Source organism: Halomicrobium zhouii (assembly GCF_900114435.1).
GTDB classification, from domain to species: Archaea; Halobacteriota; Halobacteria; order Halobacteriales; family Haloarculaceae; genus Halomicrobium; species Halomicrobium zhouii.
In genome coordinates this window covers 72447-88882 of sequence record NZ_FOZK01000004.1, presented here as the reverse complement: position 1 = coordinate 88882, position 16436 = coordinate 72447, and the positions used below count along the sequence as shown (strand labels likewise).

The window sequence follows — 16436 nt, the reverse complement described above, 5'->3', positions numbered from 1 at the left end:
ATCATTACTAGCCACGTCATAGGCGCTGGCGAACGGCCTCGAGTTGCTCGATACGACCGATCCACCAGTGGCCAGGTGACTTCACGATGCACTCACCGGCCGTGAATTGCTTCAGGTCGCCAGAGGGGATCGGTGCCCGGTCCGTTTCTCGGACCGTCCGTGATCGTGAGTAGCGAGGGCTGTTGAACTCCGAGTGCTGGTTTCGCTTCGACCGGGAGACTGACTTCGATGCGACGTCGTGGCGATGGTCGCCGATTTCGTCGAGGATGTACTCAGTAGTCTCGCTGTCACCCGGTGCGAAGTAGACGCCCTGCGGGCAGTTCCCCAGGACACCCGACGAGGCGCCCCCGTACCGATGCTTGAGCTGGCCGACGGTCTGGACGCCGACGAGCGCTCTCGCCCCCTCGGCCCGTCCACGCGCCGCGAGTTCCGGCAACTGCTGGAGCTGGGGCAGCCGGTCTACCTCGTCGAGGATGAAGTTCGCTGGCGTCGACGACGCCATCGCTCGCTTGATCGCCCAGTCCAGGAGCAACCGGAACATCGGGCCGCAGGTTTCCAGGTCACCTGTCGAGGAGTCGACGACGAGTACGCCCGCTGGGTCGTCGAGATACTCGCGGATCGAGAACTCACCGTGGGCCGCGAAATCGCCGACGAAGACGTCCCGGACGTGCTCGTGGAGCGTCGAGTACACTGTCGGCGCACCGCGCCCGCTATCCGGGTCGATGTGCGAGGCCGCACCGACCAGATCGTCGTAGGAGGTGAGCGCACCGTGTAACTCTCCCATCTCTTGGTTGACGAACCGGACGACGTCGTCGTGGCCGAGCCTGTCGAGCCTGTCTCTCGCGGCGGCCTCGCGATAGAGGAAGACCAGGACAGCCTCGAACACCTGCAGTGCCGGATTGTGAAACGGGTCGTTTCCGTCGGGCTCGCCGAACACGGCGCCGGCGACCTCACGGAGGTCCTGTTCCCGCTCGACGTCCCGAAAGAGGTTCCAGACGACGTCGCTATTCCGCGCTGCCACGCGCATCACCTCGCCCGTCTCGTCGGGGGCGGTGACGTGCTCGGTTGCCTGCTCGGTCGCTTCGTCGGATTCGTCGCTCTGCTCGGCGTTATCGCCACTGTCCCCGTGCGCGAGACGGTCACCGTAGAACTGCTGGAAGTCGTCGCCGTAATCGTGGACGAACACGGCCACATCGTCGTCGTTCGGATACTGCTCGGCGAAGAGTTGCATCGCCGACGTCTTTCCCGACCCCGTCTCCCCGATGAACGCCGTCGACACCGACTGGTCCATCCGTGGGACGGCCGGCGCCTGTTCGCTTGCATTGTCGACTTCCGCCATCGGGACGACGAACTCGTCGTCGTTCCGGTGGAGTTCTGGGCTCGACAGGCCGAGCCACGCCGGGTGTCGCCGTCGCGTCCACTCGGCACCGGCGACGAGCCCGAGCGCGAGGACGTGCAACAGGAGCACCGACCCGTCGGAGAGGATGGGATACGAGACACCCGGGGCCGAGCCAGTGACGACCGTACTGAGGAGCAGGCCACCGACTGCCACGTGGAAGACCGGGGCGAACAGCAGGTACTCCAGATGCCCGGCGAGAAGCGTCGGCCCGAACAGGGTCACCGTGAGGACGAGAAACGAACCGTAGACGAATCGCCATCGGACGAATCGCTGGAGCGGTGGGGCATCACGGTCGACCAGTAGCGGCGGGATGCATGCGATTATGGCCAACCGCAGCCAGCGCCAGAGTACTTCGAGGACGAGGACTTCCTCGTCGTAGTAGACGGATTCCGACTCCTGGTCGCGCTCACTCGACATCGTCGCGACTCGGGCCCCGTGCTGATTCCGGTATGGCTTCCCGTTCGCCCTGCTGTTGGCGCTCCCTCGTGGGCAATCGATCGGCTTCGCGGAAGGCGTCGCGCGCCTGCTCCCGCAACTCGACGACGTCGTCCCGCCCCATCCAGAGGTCGCGCTCCTGCCCGATGACCGCGGCGTGGACGTGTGGTTTCTCACCAGCGTCGTGAATCGCGTAGACGTAACTCGCTGATGGTCGCCCAGAGCGCCAGTCGCTCAGTAGCCGGCGTGTCCCCCGGTCGAGGTCTGTCGACGACATGGTCGCGTCCGGGTCAGGGGAGATGATGAAGTGGCGTTCCATCCCTTTCGCTTCCGACCGCTCGACAAACTGTTCGAGGTCGGCGTCGCTGAGGTCGCGACCGGACGGATCCCGCACCGGCACGCGCTGCTCCTCTGCCTTCCGGTCGTACTTGATGTAGTCGACGAGAGCGCCAGCGTCCCCACGCTGGAAGTCGGTCTTGACGATCATTGATTCCACCATTTTCCGTCATCGGCTGTTGATTCCCCGTCCGAATCAGCCGCTGCTGTCGTCGCTGACTCCGTCGTCGACTCGGTACCCGCCGTCGACTGGCTCGCTGCCGTGGACTCTGTGACCTCGATGTCGATATCGAGCGCATCGGTATCCCGGACCCGGCTCGCCGCGTCGGAGAGGGCGTCCTGGCGCTGTACCTCGCCGATGTCCTGTTTGACTAGTTCCCAGGTGGCGATGGAGTACACGCCCGACTTGATCTGCGTCTCGCGGAGGTCTTCGGCCGCCGCCTCAATCTCGTCCGTTGCGCGGGCGATCAGTTCTTGGAGTCGTTGTTCCGCCTGGTGCTCCTGTGACTTCGCCTCGAGTGCGTCGTTGTGGAGGATTTCGTCGATCCGACTTGCACACCACGTCGAGACGGTCGTCTCAGCCTCGTCCGCCGCCTGTACTATCTCCTGCTTCTTGTCCGGCGTCACGTAGAACTCGACCTTCTCACTCCGATTGGCCATCGCTGCTACTTACTCGTGTGGCGAAATCCTATATTAATATCTGCTGTCTAGGCTGCGGATATTACACGAAGGCGGTGGAACTTGAAGAAGTATAATTGGAGCGTTCGGTTTCTCTGGTACCGATCAATGCACGCACAGATGGCATGGCTGGAGGTGACCTAGCCATCGCACCCACCCCACTGGTTCCGCTGTTAGGCACTGTTCACCCTAGTACGTCCAACTGGAGTGAAACCGGCAAAAGGCAGTGTTGACCGGCGGCGCCTGTGTCCGTTCAATTCATCTTGATGTCGCGGGAATTCCTGTATTTCACTTCACCGCTAATTTCCTCATTTTTAGGTCCGGGTGTACCGGCTAGCAGTTCAAAACTGAATATTTCGAAGCAGGCCGACGCAATCTGGGCATCCACACGCTTTGGCCTCCATCCGAAATTGCTTTTGAGCCCTGTGAATTCCCCGAACCGATACTGATCGAGTACACCCATCGTCAGCTGATGTGTTACTGCAGGTCTGGCATCGATCGTCATCGCACTCGGGATGGAGGCGCAAATCGCACTCCTGGCAAACTCGTGCCATCGGATACTGAAACCGTTGCGAGCTATCCACTTAGGTGATACACCCGGGGCGGTCGTCGCTCGCCATATATTCATCTTACCCAATCGACAACGCATAAGCCAACTACTTGGGTGAAATTGATCGGCGTTTCTCGCTTGGACTTGGATTCCGGTTTCGGCCCAATCAGAACCCGACAACACCCCCCGTTATCGATCTGTAAATACCTCGAATTCGGCAGCTACATGACCGCTACGCCAATTCAATTTCGAGATTTTATCTCGCGCGAGGCGTTCTCAGGCGTTCGAACGCTTGGGGTGGCGAGTCGATAGCGGCCCATATATGACTGAGTCTGTGAACCCGCGTACGACGGAGATCGGTGGGGGAAGAGTGGAAACGAGGAGACGTACCGAGATACGCTTGAGTCAGTTCGGCTGAGCTAGGTTCGATTGCCCCACTTAGAGGATATCTGCTGCACCGAGAAGCACGAGTCCCGAAGTAAAACACACAACTGACAGCTTCAATACGAGGCTCCCTTTGTAGCGCTCGATCGCCTCGAGAAACGGGCCATTCCGCATCTCGATTTCACTCACGGGCACTTGTTCATCACTCGATTCGGTGCTTGCACCGAGCGAATCGACCGCCTCTGGTGGAATCATTCGAAGCACAATCCCCGAATTGCCCAGATAGTGCTCTCCCTGTTTCTCGATACTGAGGAGTGTATATCCCTCGTATGGTCCAAGATCAGTCCTCTGCAGAAAGGTAATCTCTGCACCGATCTTCCACAAAAAACCGGGATCGCTGGGCGGCTTGTATGTTCGCCACTCTCGCTGGAGCGCAGCCCGAATCTTCTCGAATCCAGGGTCTTCACTTGTGAGTTTCCCGTCCGTCTCGTAGAGCTGGCGGCCCCCCTTTTCAATCGTCGAAAACGGCGGAATCCGATGTAGCACGTTGTACAATTGTACCGACCAGTGAGGGAGCAGCAATGAGATACCGATGAACGTCAGCAGTGTTCCTGCCATCGCGTACATGTGATGGTGTATTCGACATATCGAAGAATGGAATTAAATATGGGGTGACAAAACTGAGTCTCGCTTGTCCTGCGGTTTCCAGGTCCTGGCCCGATAACTGGAGGATTCTGATGTAGTGAAGGGCCCAGCACCCACTGAACAATCTCTCCGAATAGTCACCGAGTGAGGAGATTACGCATCAGTACCAGACGAGTAGGTCTCTCCGGGAACGAATACCGGAAGGTCTGTGTCGCGGGTTTCCCGGTCAAGACTATCGAGCCAGTTGCGGACTTTTTCGTGGAGGCCACTCTTTGTAGCGAACGAGTTGTATTGAATGTCGTAGCCTCTCGGGAGTTCGTCGATAGTGGCGCTGCTGAAATTCTCATCCAGGTAGAGACCGATGCGCTGACCTGGCTTGTGCGTAAGCGCAGGATTCCCTCGACGGAGGTGAAACTCACCGAGGATTCCGCCAGTTTCCGCGCCGACACCGGTTGTGAGGCCACCCTGTGTGAATAGAAATAAAACGGCGTCGCTGTGGGCAGCGAACGCGATTGATATAGACCGATAGCACATACCTCCGTCTTTAGGCGGAGGTCAAGCGATAGGCATAGTGTGCGTCCACGAGTTCCGAAATCGCTAGATTTCCAATGCTCAACGAAGATATTAAGACACAAGCGTTGATAGTGTGAAGCACGGATGAAGACCACACGGCACGCGACTTACAACCTCAACTACCACATAGTGTGGCTATCGAAGTACCGTGACACGGTACTCGTCGACGAAGTCGCCGACCGTGTGCGAACCATCCTTCACGAAATTGCCGACGACAAGGGCCTCGAAATACTCGACTTGACCGTTCAGCCCGACCACATCCACCTGTTCGTCAGTAGCCCACCGAAGCACGCCCCCTCTCTTCTCGCCAACTGGTTCAAAGGCATCAGTTCGCGGAAGTACAACCACCGCTACACCGACCACGACGACGAGAAAATTGGCTGGGCAAGAGGCTACTATGCAGGAACAGCTGGGCAGGTTTCCAGTGAGACAGTCCAGAACTACATCCAGCGCCACGAGGAGGACGAATCGTGACCGAACTGACGAAGACGCTGGAACTGAAACTGGTTCAGCCGAACGCCCACAAGCAACAGAAACTCCGAGAGACGCAGGAGGCGTACCAGCAGGCGCTTCAGGCTGCCTTCGATGCTGGCTGTGCCACACAAACTGAAGCGAACGATGTGGTGGTCGACTACGACCTGACCGGGTACGCGAAGAACGCACTCAAACAGTACGTCCCGCAGTTGACGACGACGTACAACGCGGGCGAACTTCACGACGACCACCCTGTTCGGTTCACGAACGAGGGGCTACGCCTCAACCACAAGCCCGAGAATGCTATCGAGTGGTACGTTAAAATCCCGCACCACGAAGACTACCATCTCTGGCTGCCAGCACAACCGAACCCCGAACAGCGGGACTGGCTCGAAGCAGTGAACGCTGGTGACGCTGAGATGGGTGAGAGTCGGCTCTTCCAGCGGAACGAGAGGTGGTATCTTCACGTTACCGCCACCCGCGACGTGGAGGACGGTTCCGAGTTGTTAGCGAAAGAACGGACGCCCATCGGTGTCGATATTGGGGAAGCGTCACTCGTCACGGTGTGTCACCGCGACGACGGCGGTTGCCCGACCGCTCCGGAACTGTGGGCCGACGCGGGGAAAACTGTTCGTCGGCTCCGAAAGACGTACTTCACCGCCAAGAGACGGCTTCAGAAGCGCGGAAGCGAACGTATCGCAGAGTCCTATGGTGACTGCCTGTGGAGCCAGATAGACGACGTGTTCCACCGCGTCACCCGCGAAGTCGTGGAGTACGCCGAGTCCGTCGAGAATCCCGTTCTGGTTCTGGAAGACCTGACGCACATACGGGAGTCGATGGACTATGGCGAATACATGAACCGTCGTCTCCACGGGTGGGGGTTCGCCAAACTCCACGCGCAGATACGCTACAAAGCCGTCGAGAAGGGCATCCCTGTCGAGACGGTAAATCCACGCAACACCTCGAAAGAGTGCCATGCGTGCGGTGAGGTCGCGTATCGCCCAAAGCAAGCGACGTTCAAATGTCCGAACGACGACTGCTGGGTCGGCGAGTATCAAGCAGACGTGAATGGAGCGGTGAACATTGCAGACCGCTACCTCAGCGGAGAGAGTCGTTCCAGAGAACACGAGAACGACGATGACTCGGCTGAGGATGGGGCGCGCTTGACCGCGCCACAAGACAGCCACGCCGATGCTGAAACCCAGCAGGAGACGCGTGGAACGTATGCGTCTTGAAACCACACGGCCGATTCGCTCGGCCTGACATCCCGTGGTGGGATTCCCGCGTCTTCAGGCGCGGGAGGAGGTCAATGTGCGAGCGGGTCCATCCCTTTTCCATCAGGGTCATCATCACTACTGGTTTCGGCCTGTTTCTCAGCCTGTTCGTGTGTCGGGATGTCGATATCGGTAGCAATGAATGCGCGACAATTGAGGTTCTCGCGAAGGTCCGCACAGACGTCCCGAAGGGCCTGTTCCATGTCGCCCTTGCCATCGTTGGTAACGTGACTGTCTGGATCGAAGAGCGGGTCGTCCTGAAACGGCGTTCGGAGTTTGTCGGCATCAGAATAGGCAACTTCAGCATTAAACGCGGTGTATGGGCCCATGACGTAAACGGTAAAGTCGTTGTGAGTGCTGAATTTCGGCGGTGCGGGGGCTTGTTCTGCAAGAATATCGGAGATGGGACGTTCGTTGTACTGGAAGTTCGTTTCACCGTCAAACATACTGGTATCTACTGTTTTGGGATGTCAAAGAGGTGTCCATCGAATATGCAAACCACGTGCAGAAAGTAAGGGCCAGATACAGAGAATATTTTCTCTGTAACCGCCAGTCTCATATAGAACCCTATCGTACGTCCACGTAACGATGGCCGCTGAAACTGCCCACAAAACCCCAGATCCGGACGAGGAGGATCTAGAACAGTATGTTGATCAGCGACTGTTCGACGACAGCATGGGCACGCTCGCGGACCACACTGCCCGCAAGGCAGCACTCGGTGATGAGCGGCGATACGCGATCCTGTTCCTGCTCTGGGATCGAGAGGAAGTGGCACGCAAGGAACTTGCTGCTGCCATCGACGATGACAGCTTCGACCTGAGCCATCATCTTGGCGAACTCGTCGATGTTGGTCTGGTCGCCCGGACAGGTGCGCCCGAAGGTACCGATAGACGACAGACGTTCTACAAAATCACCCATCTGGGACGCCAGGAGATCGATACAGATATTCGGAATATTACCGGCTCAGACCCCTCATCATGACCCTTTCCAACTTCTTGCTCAAATGACCTGAATGCTGCCTAGGTGATGATCCCCGAGTCTTCGATTTGGTCGACATCATCGAGGATGATGGCCGTCCGTGCGCCCTCGTACTGCTGCAGCTGGTCGATGATTTCGTCGTGGGGCGTCGACTGGCGATGGAACTAGAAGGGAGCGATGTCTAGTGATCCAAGCATTTGTGGAAATCATACCCAGGTTTTTACGGGATGACGAGGGAAGCGTGGCTGCCATGACTGGCCGAGAATCGAACCGACGGCGGCCACTCCCACAGGGACCGCGTTCCACAGATGGACGACGACATCTCTCACGCCAGCAACGCGGGTGTCCGGACGACGCTCCCGAAGCACTGCAACCAGCCCAGTATCGCGCCCGTGACGTCGACAGTTCACCCGCTCCGAGGACCGATGGCTCCTGGTCGTTCGGGCGGGTCGTCCTGGCGTTCGTTCCAGCCAGCACTCGGTATATGGCGATCGCACTGGGGACAGCGGCATTCTCCCTGCAGGAAGCGTTCGTCGACGAGCCCGGCGTGGTCGACAGCGACGTCAGGCCCGTGTACGATTTCACGTCTTCGCCGGCCGGGCCCCTTGTTGCGGACTGGGGCGGGGACCTCCCAGCCGCCGTCCGTCGCGATATGGACCGGGGCTGTGCGTTACTCGATACGGCTCTAGAAAAGACGGCCCAGACCTCAGCGTCGACGCCTCGCCTGTACGACGAGGCAGGCACGCCCCTCGTCAGCCGAGACGACGTGGATGGCGTCGTCGAGGACGGTGCTGACGACGAGACGTACTGGCTCGTTCCCGGCGTCGTCCGGCGACACTCCGTCGATGTGCCGGACGGGCCGAAGTCCCAGCTTACCTGTGACTGCCGAGCGGTTGCGACGCCCCACGCCTTCGTCGGATGGGGTGGTGCGCCGCGTTCTATCCCCGAACTCGAGCGACCCATCTGGGTCTGTCGCCGCTGTGGCCGGCCAGCCTACGGTCCCGACCCGGACGGTGATTCTTCCGAGAAGGATTCCGATGTGATCCCCGGGCCCGACGGCACGCCGGTCCAGACCACGCTCCCCGGCGGGCCCGCTGCCGAGCACGAACGACAGCTATCGGCATTTTACGATGAGTACGGACGATATCCGTGGGACGACGGTCCCGACGGCTAGTCCCGGCGGGCCCGACTCGTCGCCTGAGCCTCGGCGCTTCGAGCACTCCCTTCGGCCTGTAGAATCCAGCCGCCTCGACGGTATTTGTTTGCCCTCGCGGGGTGGAGGGCGCACGCCGTGCGCGCTCCGGAGCTTCCAATGTCGACAGACGACACATCCGTGAGCAGCAGCGCCGAATCGCTCAGCCAGCTTCCCGACGCCGTCGACTATTGCGCCGTCTGCGGCAGTTCCCTCGAACGCCGGAGCCAGCACTCCGCCCCGAACCGGCAGACACTCCTCTTCGGCTGCGGGGATTGTCAGACCGGCGCCGTCGCGGTCGTCGACGTGCAGGGACCGTCGTCCGACCGGTGTCGCGACCGGCTCGACCATACGCAGAGTCGCGCCATGACCGGCCTGAACGTCTACCGCGTCGCCGCGTTCGTCACCGACGATTTCCCGCGTGGTCGCTACACGATCGAACGGGTCGACGAGCACGAGTTCACGGTCAACCTGCCGGCGATGGCCTCTCCGTGGGATGTTCTTCGGCTGGCCGATGCTCTCTCAATCGGACCGCTATCGACCGACCGCATCGACGGCGGTATCTCCATCACTGACGCCCGCTGGACGAGCGTCAACGACCGAGACCAGCCCGACGTCGCCACTGATGGCGGGGCGCTCGCAGTTCCGGGGGACGATGCCGAACCCTCCCGTGACGATCCGTTCGCTGTCTCGGATGCAGACCAGCCCCGGACGGAACGCGCGAAGACTGAGGACATGGACGTCTCTCTCCTCCGGAAAGGTGGCGTGTACCAAGTTCACTCCGCCTCCGACAGCTACTACGACGTCGACGTCGCCGCGGAGTCCTGTAGCTGCCCCGACACTGCCGACCGGTGTAAGCACCTCCGACGTGTCGGCCTGGAGATCGAGGCCGGGCTGGTTCCCCGGCCCGACGGGCGGTTGCCCGACGGTCGTCGAAGTCGGTGACGAGACACTCCGACACCCCGTCTGCGAAATGAAAGACGGCCGTTGTCAGTGCTTAGGCCGCGGCGCAGTCTCGTAGCGCTCGCCTTCCTCCGTCTCTCCGAGGATCGCTGGTGGCGGTGTTCTTTCCTTGCTTCTCTTGGATATCGTCGGCGACTTCACTGTAATTGGGAACAGCGTCGTTAACGATCGGGATAGAATGGAGTTCTTCTGCTGTTTCTCTGGGTCCAGATATGAAATATATTGACCCGCCGCTTAGCTCGTGGAGTACTTCGTACCCACGTTCTTGCAACCTACCCCGAAGGCCATCCCCTCCAGCTAGTACGAGATATATTGCCTCTTCGTCAGCCGATCGGCTCGCTGTTGCTTCTACTCCTAGTGTGGAGAGACAGATCCCGCTAGCACTTACCCTTTTGATCATCCACCATCTCGTTTGACACGAACCAAACCGCATGAAAAATAATAAGTAAATTACATTTGGATCCTGTCAATTATCTGTCGTCATTGGGAGGAATATTTGTCTCAGCGATTCTATTTCTGCCCGCTGGAGGCCATACCTTCAGATTCTGGGATGTCCTCTACGAGAGGATGATCGGTCGAACCATTGTCCCACTGTCTAACCGCCTCGCTTCTCGTCCGTGGCTTCCCCAAACAGTCAGCCAAACAGAAGGTATATGCCTCGTCTCGAAGGTGCCGAAATATGGACGACCAGAGCCCGCCATCACGCCGATCCGTTCTGGCAGTGGGAGCCGCTGCAGCGACTACAGGGTGTATTGGCCCGCTCAGCAATGGCCCGACCTGTACGCTCTCCTTCGGCGAGGAGATCGAGCATGACGCACTCTACAGGATATACGTCGGTCACACGAGTAACAACGCTTCCAATGAAGGAAGCTGTGATCGATGGACGGCGAAGCGATGTTTCGAAGCAGAACTCTGGGTCGACACGGACGTGATCGACAGAATCGAAGCGAAAGCGGTAGATGGTGACGTCGTCGCTGCCTGGGACGCCGATACCTCTTCAACCGCTGGTTCGTCGTCGGCGAGTGAGACTGAATTAACTACTCGTGCCACGGACGACGTTTTCGAGGGTGTCACAGAGACTGCATCCACCGAAGACGCTGATTTCGGTCCTGATGTGCCCGACAGTGCGTATAGCGTTTACCTGGAATTGGGATCTCTGGGCAGTGGTGACTCAGCGACTCGTGAGATAGTTATTTATAGCGACGGGTCTGTCCTCGGCAGTTCACGATTTTCGTTGGATTGCTGACGGCGGTTGGTATTCGCTGCTGCTACCCTCTTGACGGCTATGAAGTGGCGCGTCTCGACGGGTAAGGGAGCAGGCCGATGTCGCGGGGCATCGGCCTAGTTACGGGAGTGCGAGGAGAAAGCCCCGCCCTTTAGGGCGGTGAGGATGTCAACTGCCGAGAAGTGGCACTGCTTCGAGTTCTTCGAGTCGCTCCTGGTCGGGAGCGTCCCGCTGCTTCTCGCGCTGGATTGCGGCTTTGATCTCGTCCCGGTCGTCGATGATCGGCTGGAGAACGTCAACGAGGTACCCCCGCTCGTCACAAATCGCGTAGCCGAGGCCAGGTACGTCCTCGCAATGCCGATGGCAGTCACACCGAATGACATCGGGCGAGACGTTCTGTGTACAGATGATGTTCGGGTAGAGGCTCGAAAAGTCGAGTTCGTGGACGTCGTCGTGGAGGCCGACGTCGGGGGCGAAGATGAACCCGCCCCGGTCGGCGTCGTGGAGCGTCCCCATCGTCTTATAGCGCTCGTGGCGCCAGGAGTTCCAGGGAACCAGGACGTCGCGGTCGTGGGCTTCGCAAATCTGGATGGCGGTGAGGACGTTCCCGATGCTCGCCCACGCGGTCTCCTGGACCGGCTTTTTGGACCGTGAAACAAGGTCGAGGATGCCGTCGAGGTTCGTCTCGCCGTAGAAGTACGTGTTCGACTCGTCGACGATTGCTCGCCCAGGGACGTTGTACCGGGCAGGCGAGTGGCCAACCTGACCGTAACTCGCGTACGTCGACCGACTGGCGAGCTGCTGGTAGCCGACGTCGGGCCAGCGGCTCAGCGTGAACTCGTCGAACCCGGCAGTCTCGGCCATCTCGTACAGCGTCGGGACGATGTCGCTCGTCGAGCAGACGAGCACGTCCAGGCCGTGGTCGTCTATCGCGGTCTGTACCGCGGTTAGAACGGCCGCGGGCGGTCCAGAGACAGTCTCGCCGTCGACGGCGAGTTCGTCGTAGGCCTCGCCCGCCGTCTCTGACAGTGGAACGCCAAGTCGGAGTGTCGACAGCTCCGTAGTCGGTGTCGGATCGACGCCTGTCTCGAGACAGTAGCGGAACTCCCGGGAGAAGTCGACGTTGAAGCAAGCGAGGTCACCGACAGGGTACTCGGCTAGCTGTCGGGCCTTTCGAGCGAGCGCCGTCACCCGGTCGATATGGTCGACGTCGACGGCGAGGACTCTCTCGTCGTCGCGACGGAAACTTGGACGGCGAGCTGTGACCTCTGCTGCGGCGACGTCCGGATGTCGGTCATATAGCGAACGGAGGGGCGTTAGATCATTATCCGCATCGCGGTCGCGAGGTGCGACGTAGAATCTGGGCGTGTAGTCTTCTCGCTCGGTCACGACGGCGCCGCCTTCCGTCGCTTCCCATTCGAGGACGCGGCCATCAGCGAGAAAGACGATCGTGAACGGCATGGCTACGTGCGCTCCCTCCTCATATCCTAGTTGACGGCCAGCGACCGGATAACTCGGCCCGTGTCACTTCCGGAGTTCAAGGATGGCGTTGCATTCACTGTAATCTCACCTTCTTCCCATGGTTTCGGGCTCTCTCCACGGGTTCCGGGTTCCCCTCAGTAGAACCAGCGGCCAATTCCGAAGCCGAAGCTACTGAGAGTGAATACGGAAATGTCCAGCCGTGATAGGTGATGGCCTCAGCGGCTGGATTTGTGGGGTGGGTGGAGTGCCGGACGAACCACAAATGATGCCCGACAATCCTCTATTTGAGGGAAGGGGGATAATTCCCTGGCCTACTGAGTTAGGTTTGCACGAATAGTAAAACGAATCGGGCGCCAGCCGCGGTCATGGAGGCCAACACCTACGCCGCTGGAGCCCACCGGCTGTCGAGTTGTCTGAGTCGTACCGGCTCTGCGAAATCGGCATTCAATCCTCCGTAGTGACGGAGAAGACTTGCCGAAATCCAAGTAGTGTGACGCGCTGTGGAGTGAAATCGTTATAGGATCGAACGTGCCTATTGACCAGTGGTGGCTACGCCCCACGAGATTCTGTCCCAGAGACGTTCATACCCATAATATGTCCCTGTTTTGATGACGTTAGAGACAAGTCCGATACTGAGGGCATCGCCGGTATTCTCCGTGAAGAAGAACGCGACAGCGACGGTGATTACCACCATCAGTGTCCGATACAGGAGGGTCTTGACGAGTGCCCGTGACATACGCTGATGGGGAGACTGAGAAATGACGGCCCGTATCGCCAGCTTCAGACGATTAAACCAGGTCATTCTTCGATACGTCAGGTAAGTCCCGTGCAGAGATACACGTTGTGAATGACGCTATATTGAGCACTACGTTGCCCAGGTAACGAGACAAAGGGTCTTGCAGGGAGCCCCAGCAGTGAGGTACTTGGTGCTGGCAATGCCCCCTCACTGCCCGATGCCGGGAGTTCTATTCGACGGACACAGGTGGCTTACTCTCCTGCTCGTCGCTGACTTCTAGTGAAGCCTCAAGTTCGTCGAGGCGCTGTTCGTGATCGTCCAGCCGCGTCTCCTGTTCGAGGTCGATACTGAGCAGTGCGGGGAGTAGCGGGTTCTGGTGGTTCAGCAGCCCGCTCGCGTCGGTGTGCTCTCGGGCGTAGGTGAACAGGCTGGTCGAATCGTGGCTGGTCGCGACGCCGGAGTGCTTGCCGGAAGTCTCCCCAGCGCTCCTGGATGGCTCGGAGTGCGTCCCGATAGGTTGGATTTGTCCGTCCCATCGTTTACCACCCGCCAGCGCTGGCAGCCCCGGTCCAGGCGTCGAGTAGCGGGTCCGTCGTGAGTGTCGCTGTCGACCCGTCGGCTGTAACTCCAGTACCGACATCGTCGGTCTGCCGCGGCAGCGTCGCCGGCTGCAGTCCAACCTGGTCGGCACGGGCAGCGAGCATCTCCTGCCAGTAGGCGAACGTCGTCTGGTAGTACGACCCGTCACCGACGGGGTAGACGAGCGTTTTGAACTCGTCGCCGACGAATCGTGGCCCCATTTCCGTCTGGACACATTCCAGGTGCTGGTCCACGACGGTCTCGACCGGCGCCGTGAACTCGTCGTCGCTTGTCCGGGTGAGGAGGACGGGGACGTCGTACGCTTCGGCGTAGTCTCGAAGCCGGGCGGGCGCCCGTGCCTGGAGCGTCTCCGCGTGGGCGTCACTGAGGGTATCGTCTGTCCGGTACATCGCGTCGATAGCGGACGCGACGACGAGCGCCGGCGTATGTGGTGAGCTTTCCTGTTCGCGGTCGGGCCGCTCTCGCCGCTCTTCTCGCCCGGCGACGAGCGGATCGGTGACCGCCGACTAGCACATCCATCAGTCGCAGAGACCGTACGTTGATTGTCGTCTGTGGAAAGCAGAGAGTGGGATGAGATCTGTCTTAGTCAGAGGAGGCCTGGGTAGAACCGGCCTCGGTGAGTTCTTGGCGGATCTCGTCCTTCTTGAGGAGAACGAAGCCAGTGAGTATTAGCCCGTATCCGGTGAGGGTATACACAGTAATCTGCTCGTTGAGAACAAGCCATCCAATAAGAGCGCCGAAAACCGCTGCTGCGTAAGCTATGAAGTTCATTTCAAATGCCCCGAGATGGTCAAGCAAGTGAAAGTAGATGAAATACGCAACAGCGCTTGAGAGTAGAGAGAGGTACAGTATCATGGCGATCAGCGAGTTTGTCCACCGAACGGTCGCTAATGCCTCACCCGATCCCAGCGCCGCAAGGTGGAGGAGTACCGCACTGATGGCCATTGACCACGCTTCCATCGTAATCGCAGGCTGATCGGCATCGAACCTCTCGGTTAGTACACTTCCGATAGCCATGCTCGCGGCGGCGAGGAGAACAAATGCCTGTCCGATAATACTGCTTGCGAGTAGATTCGACGGATCGGGGCGTGAGATAGCAAGTATGCCAATGAATCCAAGGATGACGCCAAGAATTCCGGTGGGTTTGAGGTCTTCCGTGGAGAGCAGCACTCCGGAGAAAACGGTAGTGAAGATAGGCATCAGCCCAACGAGGATTGCAGCGATAGCGCTCGGGACAGTAGTTTCGCCGATGAAGAGGAATGCGTTGTAGGCGCTAATAATCAGTACACCCCCTATTGTGGCGTTGATCCAGTCATCACGGGTCCGAGGTCGCCAGTACTCTCTAAAGGCGATGATGTACCCGAGCATAACGAGAGCCGCAATGTCATACCGAACCGCTGCGTAAAGGACGGGGGGGATTGAGTTGAGTCCGATTTTGATTGCGGGATATGCCCCACCCCAGATCACTCCGAGGAGGAGAAACAGGACGATATTCTTATATTGATTCATAGCATATTATTCGTGTCGCAAATTTATTTAATATTTCTATGCCAACATTTCATACTTAAATCCGATATTGCCTGATCCAAATTTCGATACACATCAAAATTGATTCTCTGTTGTGGACAAATAGACATCCGACATCAATCTGCAGCACACGTCAAACTGTAGTAATGGCCCTCTATCTCAAATCAGATATCCTTGCAGGCAACTCACAGGTGAGACGGCGGCCTATGATAGCGCCGACAGATTTCGGCTTCTTGGCGGTTTAAGCGGTCAGGGACTATTGATCCCCGGATGATCGTACGCGACTACGTTACAATTTTCACATTCATTTATACTATTATATTCATTCCATACCATAGAAGCTATATCTGTTCGTGCTAATATTTGTAATATATGGCATCTGTTAGTGTCATTGGGTCCGGTAACATGGGTCGAGCCATGATCAGAGGACTCACTCGGACCTACTGAAGCTAAAACTCCACCCCGCGGATAGAGGGAAATTGCAATCGCTGGTTTCAGGGATAGAACCTATGCGGGTTGGGCAAAGACACACCACTTTTTCAAGTGATGATCGATGCGTTCGGCCCGCTAAGTACGATTCACCGACAATGCGGTGAACCAGACCCCCCGTCATCGAAGTGTAACTCCGCGGGGATTGGCCTTCTCACTCGATCGGTATTCCTACGCACCCGCCCCACGTTTCCGTCTATATTCTGAGAACATCGGGACGATTCCGATTACCCGTAAAACGTTGAGTAGATCGGCACCACACACGCCATCGTTTCCGGAGCTTTCCTCAAACAGAAGCAGTGGCACCACGTGAAGATGCAACAGTCAGAGAACAATCCCGAGCGCAGCTCCAACTTTCCCAAGACGGCTGAGCCACGACAAAGCTTCGGAAATGGTGGTGTGTGGGTGATTAATAAACAGTGGAGCTTCGGAAGCTCCGGAAACGGTGGTTAGGGGATGGTAGAGAATGGCTGTGGCGGGTGACATATCTCCCTAG

14 protein-coding genes and 4 pseudogenes are annotated in these 16436 nt (G+C 58.6%); 6 read left to right on the top strand and 12 right to left on the bottom strand.

All coding sequences use genetic code 11. From position 1 onward, the window contains the following. Positions 1 to 16 precede the first annotated feature (16 nt). From BM337_RS17515 to BM337_RS21980, 5 genes are all read right to left on the bottom strand, one after another. Positions 17 to 1816: a type IV secretory system conjugative DNA transfer family protein gene (locus tag BM337_RS17515; protein WP_089818355.1), complete on the bottom strand. Its 1800-nt coding sequence runs from the start codon at positions 1814 to 1816 to the stop codon at positions 17 to 19. Beyond that, a complete protein-coding gene (locus tag BM337_RS17510; RefSeq protein ID WP_089818352.1) occupies positions 1806 to 2321 on the bottom strand; it encodes a hypothetical protein in 516 nt (171 codons plus the stop codon). Before BM337_RS17510 ends, BM337_RS17515 begins: the two co-directional genes overlap by 11 nt. After that, a complete protein-coding gene (locus tag BM337_RS17505; RefSeq protein ID WP_089818350.1) occupies positions 2318 to 2830 on the bottom strand; it encodes a hypothetical protein in 513 nt (170 codons plus the stop codon). The genes BM337_RS17510 and BM337_RS17505 overlap by 4 nt, the downstream gene beginning before the upstream one ends. A gap of 1006 nt (positions 2831 to 3836) precedes the next feature. Continuing rightward, positions 3837 to 4409 carry a hypothetical protein gene (locus BM337_RS17500; RefSeq protein WP_089818348.1) on the bottom strand — a complete coding sequence of 191 codons (573 nt, stop codon included), beginning with the start codon at positions 4407 to 4409 and terminating at the stop codon, positions 3837 to 3839. A 171-nt stretch (positions 4410 to 4580) separates the two neighbouring features. Next, a complete protein-coding gene (locus BM337_RS21980; protein WP_089818346.1) occupies positions 4581 to 4961 on the bottom strand; it encodes a DUF7509 family protein in 381 nt (126 codons plus the stop codon). A 123-nt stretch (positions 4962 to 5084) separates the two neighbouring features. Here BM337_RS21980 and tnpA point away from each other — a divergent pair, with 123 nt between their 5' ends. Together tnpA and BM337_RS17485 are read left to right on the top strand one after the other, a co-directional pair. Then, the gene (gene tnpA, locus BM337_RS17490; RefSeq protein WP_089818344.1) at positions 5085 to 5474 is read left to right on the top strand and encodes an IS200/IS605 family transposase; all 390 of its coding nucleotides are present in this window, start codon (positions 5085 to 5087) and stop codon (positions 5472 to 5474) included. Next, complete coding sequence (locus BM337_RS17485; protein ID WP_089818342.1) at positions 5471 to 6709, top strand: RNA-guided endonuclease InsQ/TnpB family protein; 1239 nt, start codon at positions 5471 to 5473, stop codon at positions 6707 to 6709. Before tnpA ends, BM337_RS17485 begins: the two co-directional genes overlap by 4 nt. Before the next feature lie 71 nt (positions 6710 to 6780). Here BM337_RS17485 and BM337_RS17480 read toward each other — a convergent pair whose 3' ends face one another. Then, complete coding sequence (locus tag BM337_RS17480) at positions 6781 to 7194, bottom strand: DUF7509 family protein (protein ID WP_089818340.1); 414 nt, start codon at positions 7192 to 7194, stop codon at positions 6781 to 6783. A gap of 142 nt (positions 7195 to 7336) precedes the next feature. On the opposite strand from BM337_RS17480, the gene BM337_RS17475 reads away from it, so the two are divergent. Next, positions 7337 to 7729, top strand: coding sequence for a winged helix-turn-helix domain-containing protein (locus BM337_RS17475; protein WP_089818338.1), 393 nt, complete (start codon positions 7337 to 7339; stop codon positions 7727 to 7729). A gap of 44 nt (positions 7730 to 7773) precedes the next feature. Here BM337_RS17475 and BM337_RS21830 read toward each other — a convergent pair. Continuing rightward, positions 7774 to 7887 (bottom strand): annotated as a pseudogene (locus BM337_RS21830) (AAA family ATPase); the annotation flags it as partial. Positions 7888 to 8210: 323 nt separating this feature from the next. On the opposite strand from BM337_RS21830, the gene BM337_RS17470 reads away from it, so the two are divergent. The 3 genes from BM337_RS17470 (at position 8211) to BM337_RS20765 (ending at position 11127) form a co-directional block, all read left to right on the top strand. Then, entirely contained in the window at positions 8211 to 8900 is a 690-nt protein-coding gene (locus BM337_RS17470) for a hypothetical protein (protein WP_089818336.1), read from the top strand. 138 nt (positions 8901 to 9038) lie between these two features. Then, entirely contained in the window at positions 9039 to 9863 is an 825-nt protein-coding gene (locus BM337_RS21275) for a hypothetical protein (RefSeq protein WP_177227661.1), read from the top strand. A gap of 697 nt (positions 9864 to 10560) precedes the next feature. Then, entirely contained in the window at positions 10561 to 11127 is a 567-nt protein-coding gene (locus BM337_RS20765; protein WP_143117747.1) for a hypothetical protein, read from the top strand. A 171-nt stretch (positions 11128 to 11298) separates the two neighbouring features. Here the strand turns inward: BM337_RS20765 and BM337_RS17460 are convergent. From BM337_RS17460 to BM337_RS17440, 5 genes and pseudogenes are all read right to left on the bottom strand, one after another. Beyond that, a pseudogene (locus BM337_RS17460) lies at positions 11299 to 12567 on the bottom strand (type B DNA-directed DNA polymerase); the annotation flags it as partial. A gap of 553 nt (positions 12568 to 13120) precedes the next feature. Further along, a complete protein-coding gene (locus BM337_RS21665) occupies positions 13121 to 13324 on the bottom strand; it encodes a DUF2061 domain-containing protein (protein WP_089818708.1) in 204 nt (67 codons plus the stop codon). Between the two features lie 229 nt (positions 13325 to 13553). Beyond that, positions 13554 to 13860, bottom strand: a pseudogene (locus tag BM337_RS21660) (hypothetical protein). A gap of 3 nt (positions 13861 to 13863) precedes the next feature. Beyond that, a pseudogene (locus BM337_RS17445) lies at positions 13864 to 14388 on the bottom strand (hypothetical protein); the annotation flags it as partial. A 118-nt stretch (positions 14389 to 14506) separates the two neighbouring features. Next, the gene (locus BM337_RS17440; protein ID WP_089818331.1) at positions 14507 to 15433 is read right to left on the bottom strand and encodes a DMT family transporter; all 927 of its coding nucleotides are present in this window, start codon (positions 15431 to 15433) and stop codon (positions 14507 to 14509) included. Between the last annotated feature and the right edge of the window lie 1003 nt (positions 15434 to 16436).

Bases quoted from the DNA above. Each gene is read 5' to 3' on its own strand.
- tnpA (WP_089818344.1), top strand. From the start codon at position 5,085: ATGAAGACCACACGGCACGCGACTTACAACCTCAACTACCACATAGTG.
- BM337_RS17515 (WP_089818355.1), bottom strand. From the start codon at position 1,816: ATGTCGAGTGAGCGCGACCAGGAGTCGGAATCCGTCTACTACGACGAG.
- BM337_RS17480 (WP_089818340.1), bottom strand. From the start codon at position 7,194: ATGTTTGACGGTGAAACGAACTTCCAGTACAACGAACGTCCCATCTCC.
- BM337_RS17505 (WP_089818350.1), bottom strand. From the start codon at position 2,830: ATGGCCAATCGGAGTGAGAAGGTCGAGTTCTACGTGACGCCGGACAAG.
- BM337_RS20765 (WP_143117747.1), top strand. From the start codon at position 10,561: ATGGACGACCAGAGCCCGCCATCACGCCGATCCGTTCTGGCAGTGGGA.
- BM337_RS21980 (WP_089818346.1), bottom strand. From the start codon at position 4,961: ATGTGCTATCGGTCTATATCAATCGCGTTCGCTGCCCACAGCGACGCC.
- BM337_RS17500 (WP_089818348.1), bottom strand. From the start codon at position 4,409: ATGTACGCGATGGCAGGAACACTGCTGACGTTCATCGGTATCTCATTG.
- BM337_RS17475 (WP_089818338.1), top strand. From the start codon at position 7,337: ATGGCCGCTGAAACTGCCCACAAAACCCCAGATCCGGACGAGGAGGAT.
- BM337_RS17440 (WP_089818331.1), bottom strand. From the start codon at position 15,433: ATGAATCAATATAAGAATATCGTCCTGTTTCTCCTCCTCGGAGTGATC.
- BM337_RS21665 (WP_089818708.1), bottom strand. From the start codon at position 13,324: ATGTCACGGGCACTCGTCAAGACCCTCCTGTATCGGACACTGATGGTG.
- BM337_RS21275 (WP_177227661.1), top strand. From the start codon at position 9,039: ATGTCGACAGACGACACATCCGTGAGCAGCAGCGCCGAATCGCTCAGC.
- BM337_RS17470 (WP_089818336.1), top strand. From the start codon at position 8,211: ATGGCGATCGCACTGGGGACAGCGGCATTCTCCCTGCAGGAAGCGTTC.
- BM337_RS17510 (WP_089818352.1), bottom strand. From the start codon at position 2,321: ATGATCGTCAAGACCGACTTCCAGCGTGGGGACGCTGGCGCTCTCGTC.